6 protein-coding genes are annotated in these 15,988 nt (G+C 52.7%); 1 reads left to right on the top strand and 5 read right to left on the bottom strand.

Annotated features, from left to right (window positions below; all coding sequences use genetic code 11):
* Positions 1-2,137: lamin tail domain-containing protein (locus CFLAV_RS35625; RefSeq protein WP_007416592.1), on the top strand; the 2,137-nt coding region annotated here is incomplete at its 5' end.
* A gap of 426 nt (positions 2,138-2,563) precedes the next feature.
* Here the strand turns inward: CFLAV_RS35625 and CFLAV_RS19785 are convergent.
* Genes CFLAV_RS19785 through CFLAV_RS19770 form a run of 5 tightly spaced genes read right to left on the bottom strand, consistent with a single transcriptional unit; the run spans position 2,564 to position 15,606 of the window.
* Complete coding sequence (locus tag CFLAV_RS19785) at positions 2,564-3,304, bottom strand: E2/UBC family protein (RefSeq protein ID WP_007416590.1); 741 nt, start codon at positions 3,302-3,304, stop codon at positions 2,564-2,566.
* Positions 3,297-3,698, bottom strand: coding sequence for a hypothetical protein (locus CFLAV_RS32735; protein WP_007416589.1), 402 nt, complete (start codon positions 3,696-3,698; stop codon positions 3,297-3,299). The genes CFLAV_RS19785 and CFLAV_RS32735 overlap by 8 nt, the downstream gene beginning before the upstream one ends.
* Positions 3,599-4,264: a nucleotidyltransferase domain-containing protein gene (locus CFLAV_RS37890; protein ID WP_425500534.1), complete on the bottom strand. Its 666-nt coding sequence runs from the start codon at positions 4,262-4,264 to the stop codon at positions 3,599-3,601. The genes CFLAV_RS32735 and CFLAV_RS37890 overlap by 100 nt, the downstream gene beginning before the upstream one ends.
* A 30-nt stretch (positions 4,265-4,294) precedes the next feature.
* Positions 4,295-9,838 (bottom strand): DUF11 domain-containing protein, encoded by a 5,544-nt coding sequence (locus CFLAV_RS19775; RefSeq protein ID WP_150107508.1) that lies wholly within the window; start codon positions 9,836-9,838, stop codon positions 4,295-4,297.
* The gene (locus CFLAV_RS19770) at positions 9,835-15,606 is read right to left on the bottom strand and encodes an immunoglobulin domain-containing protein (RefSeq protein WP_237712425.1); all 5,772 of its coding nucleotides are present in this window, start codon (positions 15,604-15,606) and stop codon (positions 9,835-9,837) included. The genes CFLAV_RS19775 and CFLAV_RS19770 overlap by 4 nt, the downstream gene beginning before the upstream one ends.
* Positions 15,607-15,988: the final 382 nt, after the last annotated feature.

Raw genomic sequence — 15,988 nt, 5'->3', positions numbered from 1 at the left:
AAATCCAGTGGATGTGAGCGGATGGAAGGTCGTTTTCTATGATAGTACGAGTTGGCCGGCACCACGGGTGACGTTTGCGTTCCCAACGGGCACCATTTGTCCCAGTGGAGGGGTTTTCCAAGTTACCGGAGGCGGCTCCTTTCCCGGATCATACCCCGCTTTCGCCACTGGTATCAATCTGAATTGGTTCACTTCTCCCAACTTCCCTGAGGTGGTTCTGCTCCTTGATGCCGGTGGCAATGGAATTGATTTCTTTTGCGCAGGTCAGCTTGCGTTGCCAGGGCTAATTACGCTGCCTATATCAATTGATAATGATCTATGGAGCGGCCCCCCTGGCATCATCAACTTCTCATCCCCCACCTTTTCCTATCAACGAAGCGGTTATCTTAGCCATCACAATTCGGCGGATTGGCTGCTGACTACCAATAGCATTGGCGTGTTTAACCCGGGTTTGTCCATCCCGTTTCTAGGTGGATACACCATTTCTCCTACCCAGCCTTCGCTCGTCTACCTTACCAATGGCGTTTGGAGTGGGCAGATCGTAGCTGGCACTGGCGCAACGAACGCAATCCTTCGCGCAGACGAGAATGCGGGGCATTCCGGTGACAGCACACCACTGCTGGTAAGACGTCGCGATGCACTGGCACTGCAGGTGCCCCACGCAGCTTTCAAAGCGACTCCGGGATTAGTTGGACAAGGCATTGTCAGTCTGCCACAGCCTTTGACCAACAATCTCACGGTGACGCTTTCCAGCAGCCTGCCACTTGAAATTGCAGTGCCCGCCAATGTCACAGTCCTCGCGGGACAGACCAATGCCCTTTTCAACGTCACCAATTTTAATGATGGTTTGGTGACCGGACCGCTGGCGGTCACCATTCTTGCATCGGCTTCTGGATGGGAGACTGCCAGCGACACCATCACCAATTACGATCAATCCGGCCTCACGCTAACAGTCTCGGTCCCTTCGTTCGTCACCGAAAGCGCCTCCATTTCAGGGTCCATTTTTTCTAGTGCACCCTCTGCCCAACCGGTCCGCATCCGCCTCTCTTCGAATCAACCCGATAGGCTCCAGGTTCCAGACTACGTCGTTTTGCCTGCAGGACAGGTTTCAGTCGGTTTCAGCATCATCGCACCCGATAACAACCGGATTGATGGCAACGTGTCGGCGATGATTTCCGCGACCGTGCCCGGGTGGACTTCTGGCCAGGGAACGATTCAAGTTACAGACAATGAAAACTTCAGGCTGACGCTGGGCTTACCGACTCAAATCACAGCTGGCAGTGGCATGATTACCAATGCAGGCACCGTCTCCCTCTCAGGGATTCTGACGTCCAATCTGGTTATCAGTTTTACCAACAACATTCCCACGAAATTACTGTTACCTGACAGTCTGACCATTGCGGCCGGACAAACCAGCGCATCATTCAATGTCATCGCGCCCAATGACACGTTAAACGATGGCAATCAGTTTGTTCTCGTGACAGCCAGCGCTGTCGGCTTTACCAATGCCATCCGGAGCGTAATGGTGATAGACAATGGCATTTCCCAATTCGCCGTCGCGCCCTTTCCTTCTATCCAGGTAGCGGGGCAACCGTTCACTCTGACCGTTTACGCTGAAAATCTCAGCGGAATAGTTCTCAGCGGCTACTCTGGAAACGCTAATCTTGCGGCCAGTGGAGCCTCAGGAAGCGTCACCGTTCAACCATTCGTCGTTGGACCATTCACCAACGGAGTATGGAGCGGGCCTGTAACTCTGGCGGCTGCGAACACGGGTGTTGTGATCACTGTGACTGATGGTCTTGGGCATAGTGGCCTAAGCAACCCATTCGACATCATCGCGGCCCAGGTTCTAAACTTGCCCATTTCGGACTTTGCTTATGATCCAGTGCATCAAAAGATCTTGGCTGGCGTCCTTGGAAGCTCCACAGCATACCGACAAAGTGTCGTCACCATCGATCCACTCACCGGAAGCGTTGGTTCTTCTGTTGGAATTGGAACTGATCCAGGTCGACTGCTTCCTTTGCCGAACGCTGGGTCCTTTCCCTCAGCAGGACGGAAACCCGGCGCAAAGCAGGCATACTGGCAAAAACCTTTTGGTTACGGACATTTTTGCAATAACTTTTGTAACTTCACTTAGCAGATGTCGCCCGACATTGTCGACCGAAAGCACCTGATTGTCCACGAGGTAAAGGGCACCCACTCCACTTTTTGGCAAGAAGGAAAGTGATATCTGCTCCCAACGCACCACAACCGAATATACCAACGCGCTTTTTGTGCAGCTCAGAATTGCGCCCACTACCACCCCGCTTTTGAATCCACGCAGCATCGGCCCGAAACACACTTGATCCACTAGCAGACGTTGCCCCAAAATACCTATTCAGAAGAACGTCATTAGGGATTCTTCCCTGCCGGAAACCGTCAGTCTTGGAATTGCGAGTAACCTTACTGGCGATCGAGTTGATTTTCGGCTCTTTCAGCACCAAGCCTGCAAAAACTGCTCCTTCGCTTGTTGGGAACCCAAACGTTACTGCCAGAGTTCGTGCATTCTGAGGAGCGATCTTAGTCAGAAGTTGGTCAATGTTCGGGTTCGACGATTGTGCCAAACGTCGGAAGGTCGCACTTGTAACTGGGTAGTCATTGGGTAGTCATCCGGATACAGCGGCGTTTGCAACCAGACAAAAACGGAGGGGTAGATCTCCATTCCTTTCGGCAAACTGCCGCCGTTGATATTTTTGACCCACTCGCGACATTCAGCAATTGTCTCCGCAAATAGCGTAAAGGTGCTCCCTGACCAATAATGAACGATCCGGCTTTCCTCTTTTGGTTCCAGAATACGGTAGAAGGGAACAGTTTTTTCAGGTAGGTGACCTGGCCAATAACTTTGGAATTCGGTAATAAAATCCTCACGGTTTGTCCCGGCGAGCGAATCCACAAGCAGTTGACGAGCTTGATCAAGAAGATATTTCACCATCTGCTTCGGGCGTGCGGGAGAGAATGAGGCTTGAACGGGAGTCAGGCAGAGCTTCCCAGTTTTCTCAACATGTGGGAATTTAAGATGGTAGGAAGCATCCTGTAGATATATTTCGGGGGGATGGAAGGGAAACTCTCTTCCAATTAGGACACGGACACCGAATTGGCGTCCGTCCGCGGATATCTCGATGAGCCAACCCGCGAAGATGCGCCCTTCGTGAGCTAGCTCATGGTCAGTGAGAAGCCGGGCAGAGAAATTAGAGATCAGGAACTCATTGATCTCCCTGATTTGTTCCTCTCGCAACTGCTGAACAATTTTAGATCGCTCAGCCAAACCGGCCTCCTCCAGCTTTGAGAACCGGCCCGGTCGGTTCTTCGTTCGCGATAACTACGGAACAGTTTGCATTATTTTCTTCAATCCAATCATCGAAGTAGTCAGTATTAAACACCTTCTTCCACGCTTTCAAAGCCTTTGCCTTTGAGTCGGTTGTCTTCAAAACCTCAAGTTCCGAAAGTGCCCACTTTATTCGCTCACGCAACTCTCTCATGCAAGCATCGTCGTTAGTCACGGTAAGGCTTTCAAAGAGGATTGGATGCTGAACAACCAAATTATAATCCAAACGAGATTTCAATACCTGGAGAAGATTGTAAAAGGCCTGATCCTCACGCTGTTGATAGGTCGAATATTTCTCGTCCGTGAGCACGGTGAGGACGAAACCGCTTGGCATGTTCCAGCTGTCACGGCTAATGGCGAATTTTTAAGCAATCGGAGCAGCCGCCTCATTTGATGGTGTCCATCCTTTTCCTCAGACAAATGTTTTGCTTCAAGTTGCTTTTGAAACCATTTAGTCACCGCTTCTGGGTTCGACTCCTTCCAGTCGGAACTAGCCAACTCATAAAGCGTACTTTCTGAATCCGGGTTCTCCATTCGATACACGGGAACATCAACATGATGGCCCTCGTTGTAATACACGCGAACACGGTTAGTCCTCACTTCGGGCACCCGATTGAAAGCATCGTCGTAAAGCGCCTCACATACCATTTTTCGCGCATCGAGAGCGGTCTTATCGGCCCCTTGTGCTCCCTTCAAAAATTCACGCGAGAAGACAACTCCATCGTCAATGTCGTAATCATTCTTTGGATGCTGCACCGTCGTACGCATCGCGTAGGAACCTTGCAGAACAAAATGGAGTGGTTGTGGTTCTCCTGCATCTTCCAGCCCTGCTTTAAGTCGCTTCTCGTTGGCATCCGCTTGGTCTCCTAATCTTCGTCGGATAGAGCGACTGGCGTCCACGCTTGTATGCCTCCTCCCGGCTGTTCACACTTACTCGGATTTCACCCGATAAAAGACGCTTCCAGTCACGGGGGAGTGGGAGCCCGAGATCAGGGAAGTGCAGGAGGTGGCGTAGAAATTTGTTGCCACGGTCCAATCCACCAGGTTGGTTGAGGTCTGCAAGGCATAATAATATCCGGGTGGAGCAGTAACCTGGAGCAAAGGTGCATTGGTGGCGGCTGAGCTGTTGATCAAAGTCAGCAGAGGCAGCGGCGCATTAGTCGAGGTATGGAGACGATAGAAGGATTTTTGAATGGAGCCTGTCGAGAGAACCCGAACCTCTTGATTGTCTGCAGTACATACGAATGATTTGAGTTCTGACCATTCGGTAACATTGGTTGAGGTCTCGATGGCATAGGTTTTCCCAATGGCGCCGTGCACCACTAGTTTAAACCCGCCATCGTGGTCAGACTGCATGGAAACAATTCTCAAACCGTCGAACACCATCGGGTCAGTGCCCGCCAGATACTCTTCAAGATTGGATTTTCCGTCACAGTCCGAATCCAACAGCGCGTCGGAGGCATCGAACGGATTAAGCCCATGCGCCAATTCCCAGTCGTCGGGAATCCCGTCGTGATCGCTATCCTTTGGCAACACCAGAAGTTGCTGAATGGCGTGGTTATTGAAGGGAATTGGATCGGAAAGATTTGATCCGGACACGTCGCTTGAGACTGTCACGGAGCCCAAAGTTGCTCCGTCTGGCGAAAGAACCAGATTGAGTGTCGCCGTGCCATTCGTTGCGAGTGTCCCAATGGAAGCAATTACCTGGTGTGCATTGGCATTGACCGTTCCTTGAGTCAGAGAGGAAGTAACAATGTTCAGGCCGACGGGCAGGTTGTTGCTAAGGAATACGCCGGAGACCGCATACGGACCAGCATTCGAAACCACCAACTGAAGACTCACGGTGTCCCCGACCATGATTTGATTGGTGGAGAGAGACGAATGCAAGGTCAGGTCTGCGGCCGGGATGGCGCTGGACCGAATAAACACAATCTCATTCGGACTGCGAAAGGCAAACCGATCGGCGCCACAGTACGTGAGATTCCCAAATCCCAAAGTGCTGAGACGGACATCAATTTGAGCCAACTGCTGCCGGCTGCTGATGGAATCGATGCAAAAATGAGCAAGGAACCCACTGACGCTATCGCCGGTCAAAAACGTGGCGCGGTCTGCGCCAGGAAGCAGGGCCATGGAAAGCCCGTAGTACGGCAATGTAAAACTTTGTTCCTGGGTCCAGCTGGACGGATTCATTACCGAGCCGCTCGCGAAGAACAATCGACCTGAAGCATAGCTCATCTGCGTCTGGTTCCCCCATGGAGTATCCTTTGGTCCGTAGTCAAGGGGCTGCATCCCAGAGGCCGTAAGGTTCATTCGATAGACGTCCGGAATCCCCGTACCGACATAGGAATAGCCATAGACCGCAGGTGCATCCGTAGCCCCAGCCAACAAGGTAAACTGGTTGCCAATAATCTGATTGGGGCGCGGCGTTGCGTCGTCAAAGACAGCTGCGATGGGGGTATTGGTGACCCAGTAAGTGAGGACGACTGATCTTGGATTTCCCGGCACCAAGGCCAAGGCAGGGACAGCCGTTGCGCCGGGTGGCGTGAAACTCAGATCCACAGTTAGCGAGGGCAGATTGATTCGCTGCACCTGTCCGATGTTCTTGGAGGAGAGATACAGATACTGGCCATCCTCAGTAATCAGCATCGAGGTAGGCGAGATGATATCTAGGATTTTACTTCCCATCATCACTCCCGACTGCGGATCGAACCAGGCGAGTTGGTTGGTCGCGCCGCTGGGAGACAAGGCTGCAAACAATCGTTGTCCCACGGGATCGTAGGCCATTGCAGTGGTCGCGGCGGTGTAAATTTTCGTGCTATCGGAGCGTTGGAAGAAGAGCCCCTGCATGTCAATGGCGGATGTATTATTGGAAGGATTTGAATCAAGCGTATATGCTGAAACACTGACTGAATTCGAATACCGTGCCGAGTTGGTGATAACTGTGCTCAGGACGACAGCCAGGCTTTGGCCAACCCCAACCGTGCCGAGGTTGCAAAGGTAATTGCCGTTGACATTGGAGCTCGATCCTTGAGGCAGTTGAATTGTCAACGACGCGATGGGTGCGGGTGGTTGGATCGCGAGGAGCACGTTGGTTGCAGCACTTGGGCCGCGGTTGGTCACCGTAATCGTAAATCGCAAAGTTTCGTTGGGGGCTGAATGATCCTGCGCGGCCTGCTGACTGACAGCCAAGTCTGCAAATCCGACTTGATTGGTCGGCACCAATTGGCTATGGACGATAAAAAGTTGGTTGCTGGAGGTGCGGAAGGCGAGGCGATCAGTGCCGCAGCGGACCAGACTGCTTGGAGTGCCTTGCACGTTGGCGACGACCTGCGTTCCCGTGGATTGGAGTGTTGCCAAATCAAAGGCACGGAGTTCCCAATTTGTTCCATTCTGCGAAAGGTAGAATGCCCGTCCCACGTCAGGATCAATCGCCTTGGTTCCTGAGGCTGAAAGTGAGCCGATGAGCACCGGGGCATATGGATCCAGCACCTGACCTGAAGAGCTATAGAGTCGACCGTTGCTGAATTTAAGGTCCCCCGGGCCGGAAGTAAACCCAGGCAAATTTTCGGAAGAAACAAAACCAGCATCCCCTAATTTCATGCGCATAAACCCGAAGCTTAAGCTCGGAGACACGTAGCCGAACAAATACGAACCTTCCGAGGAAAAAGTAACTCCCCGCGAAGGCCCACCCCTTAGACTCCTCGGCACCCCGGCATCGTAGACCACAACATCGCTGGGATATCCGGATGCAAAATTGAATGAGCCGAGCGATGCCGCGATGGTTTCAGGATGGCCAGGCTGCACTTTCAGATCCTGAGCAAAATAAATATCATTTGTGCCGAACGAGAACGAGAGGTCCGCAATGTTCGATTGCAGGTCAAAACGCTGCACACCCATGGCCCCATCCAGCGCCGTATGCAAGAACCGGCTGTCCTCGGAGAGCGCGAGTTGATCAGGCTCAGATCCGGCCGGGAAGGCACGCTCCATTGTTCCGCTGGCAGGATCGATCACCGCCACAAGATTACCAGCAAGCCCGTTGGTAGCAGGAGTTGAGGCATAGAGCCGATCACGAACGGCATCATAAACGAGGTCGCGCGTAGGCAGCAGGACTTGAAGCACGTTGGACGCTGCCGGATTGAAAATATTGATCGAGTTGAGCGCTGTATTATTGCCCCAGAATGAATCATTGAGGTTGTGATATGCGCCAGCCGACACGGTGAAGGTTCCGGGCTTTAAGACACGCAGAGAGACATTCAAGGAAGCCACGGTGCCAGTCGACAGATTGCCTACCCGCCAGGTCGCAATGCCATTGGTGTAGGTGGCGGTACCGTCCGTTCCGCCAAATGTGAGATTCGTGACTGACAGCGAAAACGCCTGAGTAACCACGACTCCAGAGGCGGTTACGGGCCCAAGGTTCGTGAGCTGGAGCGAAATATTTAACGTGTCATTAGTCGTGGCGATAGACGAGCCAACCGATTGATGAATTACCAAATCAATCGGCGGATTGGTAGGAACGAGCTGTCCCCGCAAAATGAGTATTTGGGAGTTTGCGGTGTAAAGAGCGAGTCCATCGGTTCCCCAACGTAGCAGGCGTTGTGGCGTGCCCGACAGAACTATGGGCAAGGATCCCACCTCAATACCCTGGTCTATGTCGAAAGCGCGCAACGTCCAGGTGCTACCGGCAGGGGTAAGGTAAAAGGCCCTGCCACAGCCTGAATCAGGTTCGACTAAGGAGTTGTAAGGCACGGGCATGACAGCACGCACGCGCTTGGTAGCGGGATTGACGATCATCCCTCCATTGAAAAAGAGGAATGCACTTGAAGATTTCAGGTCCGTTGACTGGCTTTGCTTACCAGCCTGGCCATCGAGAAGGGTCAACCCATTCGTCCCGGTATTCAACTGGTAAAGTTTTACATTGCTATGGAATCCATCGCAGCCAAAGAGTTGCCCGCTGGCTTGAGAGAATGCGAACAAACCCTGGCTGCCCAGTTCCCCTGGCTGGTGCACACCGGCAATGTGCAAGCTAGTTATGGCATCCGGCATTCGGCGGATCACCACCATGTCAGAATTGACAGGTGAAACAACCATTCTACTCACCGTTTGATTTTGAGGAACAGGGAATGAACCAACCCAACTCAAATTTGGCAAAGCCAACTTTTTAACGACCCCTTCCCCATCGAGTGCGACATATAAAAATTGACCGTCGGGCGAGGCAGCCAGTTTTCCCGGATCAGAACCGACGAGGACTGGTGAGCTAATACTCCCGTTAATCGGATCAATTATTGCCACGCTATTTGCAATCGCCCCGGCATTTGCACCAAAGCTGGCATATAGCAATGGCCGGATTGGATCGCGCTCAAGGTCCTTGACTGGCAGCCCAAGAGATATCGTAGCCGGCAAACCTGAAGCAGGTTGTACCCAGAGCAGCGCGGAATAGAGATTGTTTGTAAACACAGGGTCAATCGAGGAGGAGGTGACTACAACCTGGTTGGTGACGATTCCTGTGGCTGAAGGCAGGAACACGACGCTTACAGTAGCCGAAGCTCCAACGGCAAGCGTTGGCAGGACTCCCGAGACGGTATTGGAAGCAATTACAAGGCTGCCCGAGGACGACGTGGCGTTGGCGATGATTGTTCCAACCGGCAAAGTGTTGGCCCAAGCCACATCCGTTGCCACATTGGGGCCGGTATTTGTAATGGTGATGGTTGCCTGAACATTGCTGCCGAAAATATACGGAGCCGGGCGATGTACGAGTGAGATTGCAACATCCGCTGGCGGATTGGTGGCCACTAGGCTGCTGTGGAAGCTGATCAGTTGGCCGCTGCTCGTAGTGAATGCAAAACCGTCAATACCCCATCGCACGAAATTCGCAGTCGAGCCGCTGACGCCAGGGATTGTCCTGCTGCCAATGGGAAGCAGCGTCGGACCGTCAAACGCCCGCAGCACAGCCTGGTTGGCCCCAGGGCAGAGATAGAAAACACGCCCTTCCACCGTGTCATAGACAACACGAGAACCTGCAGGAATCCCTGCAATGGTCCCCACGATCGTGCGGTTTATAGGGTTGATGACGTTGCCAACGGAACTGTAAATCCTCCCAGCATTCCAAACGATATCCATGGGAGTAAACGTAGGAAGCAAGCTTGCAGTCCCGTCCAATAAAGTGATTCCTCCCGCATCGACCGTGTAACGGCGAAAGCCCGCCCCCGTATAGTCCTCGCTGTAGAGCAGTGAAGGGTCGTTGCCGAATTCGAGGCTCAACCCTGTGCTATAGAAAAAGTCACTATTCGTCCGTAGAATCCCCTGTTCATATGCTCCAAGCCAGGTTGAGTTGTCGGTCCGGCTTTTGCTTGCAACCACAACGGTCTGATTCAAGCCCGGAACGATCTTCATGTCATAGGCAAATCCCTTGGGGTCCATTGGGTTGATTACGAATTGGTTCGCAAGCGTCAGGCCAGGTATAATAATGGCGCTCACACCATAGTCCACCCCCGCCACGTTAAAAGGTCATCGCGGGAGATTGCCAGGCGTCCTGCATCGGCGCCCAGTGAAGATTCAAATTGAACGGCAAGTGTCGTAGGATCGACAGACAAAAGCGCTCCACCCCAGTTTGGCGTATTGGTCGACGAAGTGAGAAGCAATCTCCCAACTGAGGGCGACCAAACCATGCCATTGACAGGAAGGAACAGGGCGATTGCGTTATCGAGAGTGGGTGGCGTGCCAACGAGCACGCTTCGCATGGCTTTGTTGTTACCGGGTTGAAGGTCCGGTGTGTCCTCACTGGCGATCACTATGGCGGTAAACAATCCAGTCTGTCCAGGGGTAATGGTGTAGGACAAAGTGGCCTGTTCTCCGACGCCCAACGCGGGCAAAGTCCAAATCAAAACCCCATAATTAGTCATCCAAGTTCCAGCACTGCTGACTGCAGAGACCAGATTCATGGCCGAAGAAAAGGTGTTGGTAACTTGTATGCCAGTTGCCAGGACGGAGCCTTGGTTTGTAATCGTCAAAGTAAACACTGCGTTACTGCCCAGGGAGATGGGAGTCCCGGGACCATTAAGTTTCAGCGCAATATCTGTCGCTGCATTGGAGGAAATAAGCGGCGAGCGAACCACGTAAAGCTGGTTGCTTGAGGTGCGGAAAGCCAGGCCATTCGTCCCCCAACGGATGAGTGTGCTGGGGGTTCCCAGAACATTGGGCACTGGAATATTTCCCAGCAACAACCGGTTCTGCACATCATAAGCCCTTATCTGCCAGCCGTTCGTTTGCACCAAATAAAATACGCGGCGGGAAACTGCATCTGGCTCAACCAAGGTGGCGTTCTCGGCGCCGGAAAAAACCCATGCTAGGCGGAATGGCTGATAATCAACCATTTTGCCGGCGGTGGTGAATAAATGACCCGCACCATACTCGATATCATTACCTGCAGAGTACGAAGCAAAAGCGGGATATTGCTCAATAAACGAGACACCATTTGAATCAAATGAGCAGCGCCGAAGGTCCCCAAGGTTGAAACCAAAAAGGGTTCCGGTGTCATTGTCGAACTCAACCTTCCACGAGCCCCCAGTTTCAGTCACGTTGGTGCGCATGACACCATTCTGAAACAAGGCTAACCCCTCCCCAAACTCGTCAGCCATTGGACCTGCCCGACGAACCCGAAAGGCCACCAATGAATCCGAATCGCCCGGCACACTCGCAAAATCATTCGCATAAAAAGGATACCAAACGCCATAAATGTATTCACCCCCCAGACCAAATTCCAAATTCTGGCTCAACGTCGGCAGATTAAGCCTTCGCACCAGGGCATCATCTGGCAGTGAGACGTACAAAGATGTTCCATCATAGGAACGAGCAAGCTTGGACGGTTTCTTGCCCAAGGCAGTGAAGGACTCGGTCACACCGTTATATGGATTGAACACTGCGAGCCCATTAGTCTGATTGGAAACTATTCCACTGCCGACCGAAAGCAGCAACCGATCCCGCACTGGATCATACATCAGATCCTCACTTGAACAATTTACGGCAAAGGCACCCGGGACCGTTGTTGGTAGCTGCACGAAAATTGGGAGCGTTAAGCTGCTGTTTGCAGGAACTGGATCAGCTTCGAATCCCAAAGCCCATGTAGTATTCGTCTGCCAGCCTCCAGTGTTGAAGCGCAGAGTGACCTGGAGGGTGACATCCGAGCCTGCAGGTAAAGCAGCCACATTCCACGTAAAAGCCGAATTGGTGGGAACAACAATGCCCGTTGATGGTGAGATTTGTACCAACGTGGCATTGACCGGCAACGCATTGGTCACACGAACGAGGGAGGCGGTGCCTGGGCCGGCGTTCGACAACGAAAGCGAGAAGGTGTAGTCCGTGCCCACAACCGCAGTCGGCGGTAGCGAGGAGTATGAGAGTCCTAACTCGGCTGGAGGATTGGTAGGCTGAACCGCTTCCGGCTGGACGAACCAGAGCTGATTGTTACTGGTGACATAAGCGAGGCCGTTAGTATTCCATTGGAGGAAACGTGTGGGAGTTCCGGGAGTGGCCGGGACGGGCAGTTCGAGGAGCGGCTGCAGTAAATCACGATCGTAAACTTTTAGTTTGTAGATACTTTGACCAAAATTAAAATATCCCGCCAGATAGAAAACACGCCGCAACATGGAATTTACTGCGGGCAGAGCGTTATTATTAAGTCTTTCGATGACATTTGGAAAAGTTCCCAGCAGCCTGAGATCTGTGGAAGTATAAAAGTTACCCTGGTCGTCAAAAAGTTGGCCGTCGCGAAAATTCATGTCCCTTCCCAGGGAATTCGTGGTGCTAACGAGGATCGTACCGGTTTCGGCATCCCCACGCGACAAAGGAGGCGACAAGATGACGTCGCGGCCTGTATTCAGGCTTTCGGTCCTCCATCCGCCGCTACCGGTGAAGGACGGTAACGAAACCGCCGCCCCATTGTCATAGCGCCAGATCCCCGCCAGAGAGGTATTGCCGATAGTGTCCTGGTCTCTCGCCGCCACCACCACGGAGTTGGAAAAACCGGGAGGAATGCAGAAGTCGTAGGCGAAGCGGAAGGTAGTGGCACTGGTTCCCAGCAAAACCTTGAGCCCTGCGGTTCGGGTGTTCAGGTCGAACCGCTGTAGGATTGTGCGGTTGCTAATGGCAACATAGAGATAATTCCCGTCGGGAGAAATTTCCATCTGGCTGGGATTGTATGCAACCGGGTAGGAATTCGTTACCAAACCGGTCGCTGGGTCAATCGCCACGATGCAGTTGGAATAATTGCTGGCGGAGGCGGGCACGGAAGCCAGCAAGGTTTGCGAGGCTGCGTGCCAGACAATATCTGCCACCGGTTGAGCAATCGCAAAGAACGGTGGCGGGATCACATTAAATGGATCGCTCTGGCCTGGATACTCCAAGGCACGAAGACGGACAGCATGACCGGGCATGGTCACCCGGCAATTGAGAAACAGCTGGCCGCGAACAAAGTTTCCACTGTTGGTCGGTTCTACGGGCAATACCCCTTCGAGCCCTTCTGCAATCATGCTCAACCTCCCGTTGAAATTTGTCTGGACTGAGCCATCGGCATTCTGGGCGGTGAGTTGAATGCCAAATACTGAGTTGGTGTCGGTAAGCGGCAGGACTGAACCGAATCGAATGTGATGAGGGTCGTTGTCCACCACCTTGACGACATTGCTCACGCTCGTAAAGCCTGGGGCGCTGGCGGCGATGCCCACGAATCGATCGCCGTCGACAATCAAATTATCTCCAACGCCAAGATTAAAAAACACATTGGATTGTCCGGCGAGAATTGTGACGTTGGTCGGGGGTATCAGGCTGTTCTGGTCACTGGACTGGAACGCCACAGTCACATTGGAAACCGCAATTCCTCCCAGGGTGACCTTGCCTGCATTGGTCAAGGTTCCGTTTCCTTCAACGACCGAGACTGGTAACTGCAAAGCAATCGTAGCCCGCTCATCGTCATTGACCTGTACCGTCGTTGAGGCTGTCGTCCAACTCGGCACGGATGCGGCTAACGTCACGAATCGAGGCCCATCAAGAAGGAGGTCGTCCAACACCGAGGCTTGAAAAACGGATGAGGTGGCACCGGCTGGCATCATCACCGAAGGCGGCAAAACTAACGCAGTAGGATCGCTTGAAGTCAGGGCCACCGAGATGGGATTGATCGAGGCCTGGCTGAAGTGCACCTCGCCGAGAATGGTTCCATTGGTTTCCGATACGGTGGGCGAAATCACAAAACTAATGAGGTTGGTTTCATTATCCAAAACTTGGGCAGCGGCAGTGTTAGGAACTACATTCGTTCCGGTTACCATCAAGGAAACCGTGCGCGGACCATCCACTAGGAAATTGTCTCCGATGACAAGGTCGAAGGCGGCATTGGTTGCACCAGCAGGAATCTTGACGCTGGACGGCACACCTATGTCACCTGTGGAACTGGAGCTCAATTGCAAAACAAGATCGCTCGATAACGGCTCGAGAATGGTTAGTTGTCCCTGACCAGCGAGCGTCCCAGCGCCTTCCAGAATAACTGATGGGATAGACAATTGTGGACGCGGATAATAGCCAGTGACGGTGGCTTCGAGAATCGCCGAAAACGCCACGTCAGAAAGTCCGTTCGTGGACTGATGTACCTCGACAGCAAGGAAGTTCCGCGCGGCGGCCAGATTGGTCGGCGCGATGGTCCAGGGCGTAAAGCCTGGTGGCGGCTCATATACTGCGGTACTGATGGAGCGTGAGGCCGCAGTCGAATAAACCGCTGGCCGAACGGGCGGCATTCCGATGCTAAAGACTTCGCTGCCGTTTAGATAAAATATTGCACCATCATCCACCAGGTCATGCAGTCGGATGGTATTCGTATCTACTGGGCCAGGCAGATCGAAAAAAGTTCGAAAGTAATAAGTTTGGAAAGCGTTTGATCCAGAGTTGAGTGGCAGGATGGTGCGCAAGGGATCAGTCGTGCTGGGCAACGGTGTGCCGGCCTGGAAGACGGGTGCGCCTGACAACCATGAAGAATCATCAAAATCTGGCGAAGCCCAGTTCGTGCCTGGCAATTGTCCGACTGGATAGTATTTCCATAGGGTCTGCGCATCCACAGGCAGGAGATCCACCTGATAGCTCAGTGGAAGTTCAGTATCGGCGGCGATCAGGTTGCTGAGAGAGGAGATGTCTCGAATGCCGTTGACCCTCAACGTGTAGTTCACTCCCGGGATTCGAGGTGCGGTTGTCAGCACCGCGGCGGAGTTGCCCGACGGGACCACACTTAAAATCGACAGACGGTTGGTCGGAACTGCGGCTTGGAAGATTTCCAGGTTATTAGATGCCGTCAAAGTGGAGGGCAGCACCGGTTCAGAAAAAGTGAGTGAGATATTCGTTCCGTTCTTCTGCGCATAAGCCGAAAGCAGGACAGGAGGGTTCGTGTCATCGAGAACTGTCAGCACTGCGTTGCTGGTGATCAGAGCTCCGTAGATGTTCGTTGCGGCCAGCGAGTATACCCCGGCATCCGTAGGATAAGCAGCAGAAAATATCAAAGCTGAATTGGTTGCATTCGGAACCGCCACACCAGATTTAAACCATTGGAAGGCGGGCACAGGATTCCCGTCAATCGAGGCTGCCAGCGCCGCTGGCCGTCCGTCCATTACGACAACATCAACTGGTTGATGAAACAGGACAGGCGGAGAATTGGTGAACTTCGCAACGACGGAAGCCCCGAAAACGATGTCGTCACTGTTGGTCACGTTCTGATGAACCTCCACCGATAGCACGTTGTCTCCCTTGATGAGGTTGGTGAGGCTCGCACCTGAAATGACGAAAGTGTCGGCTGCGGTTGCGTCCCCTCCTGGCGGGGTGGCAGTTGCCAGATTCGTGTAAGTGATGGGGGCCGGCGACGCGGGCATGCGAACGCGCTGAATCTCCTGTCCATTTAGATAAAAAACAGCGCCGTCATCTATGTATGCGGAAACAGCAACATAGACGTTTGTAACCTCAACCGGGAAAGTGAAATGTTTCCGAAAGTAATAAGTGTTACGTCCGATGGTCAGCAGCGTGTTTTTTGGGGTGACCAGGAAGTTGTTCTCGACATAAAGCAAAGCATTGCCAGAGGACCAATTAGAGTCATCATAACTCGGTAACTGCCAGTTGACCCCATCCAAATTGGTTGTCTGCTGATAACTCCAACTGCTCGCCAAGCTCACCAGTTGAATGTCAGCGTGCGCCAATTGAGCAGTGCATGCGGCCAGAATCAAACAAACCATTGGTAGGCGCCCGCCCAAATGTGTCTTAAAACGACTCCCTAACACACGACTTATAAGAAACAACATATAATCCCAATTTTGTATTTTGAGGTATGACTCCCTGACTGACGGCAGGAGAACATTTCCCTCTTTTCCTGCGTATGAATTAGCAATCGTGGTAAAAAAGGCAACAAAGAATTTTGCAGATAGACCACAAACCTTACCTCTCCAACTGTGAGCGCCCTGCCTCTGGGGCTACTTGCTGGCAACTATTAAATGCACTCCGCGCACTGTCCCGCGAAGCCAAATCTGATACTGCATATGATACCCGATGCAGATTTTTGCGTCCTTTTCGGTGCAAATCGGTCCAGCAAGCAGATTTTGCAAAGCTGAG

It is taken from the genome of Pedosphaera parvula Ellin514 (genome assembly GCF_000172555.1).
GTDB lineage: Bacteria > Verrucomicrobiota > Verrucomicrobiia > Limisphaerales > Pedosphaeraceae > Pedosphaera.
The sequence above is the reverse complement of the archived record's forward strand: the minus strand, read 5'-3'. Positions and strand labels throughout refer to the sequence as shown.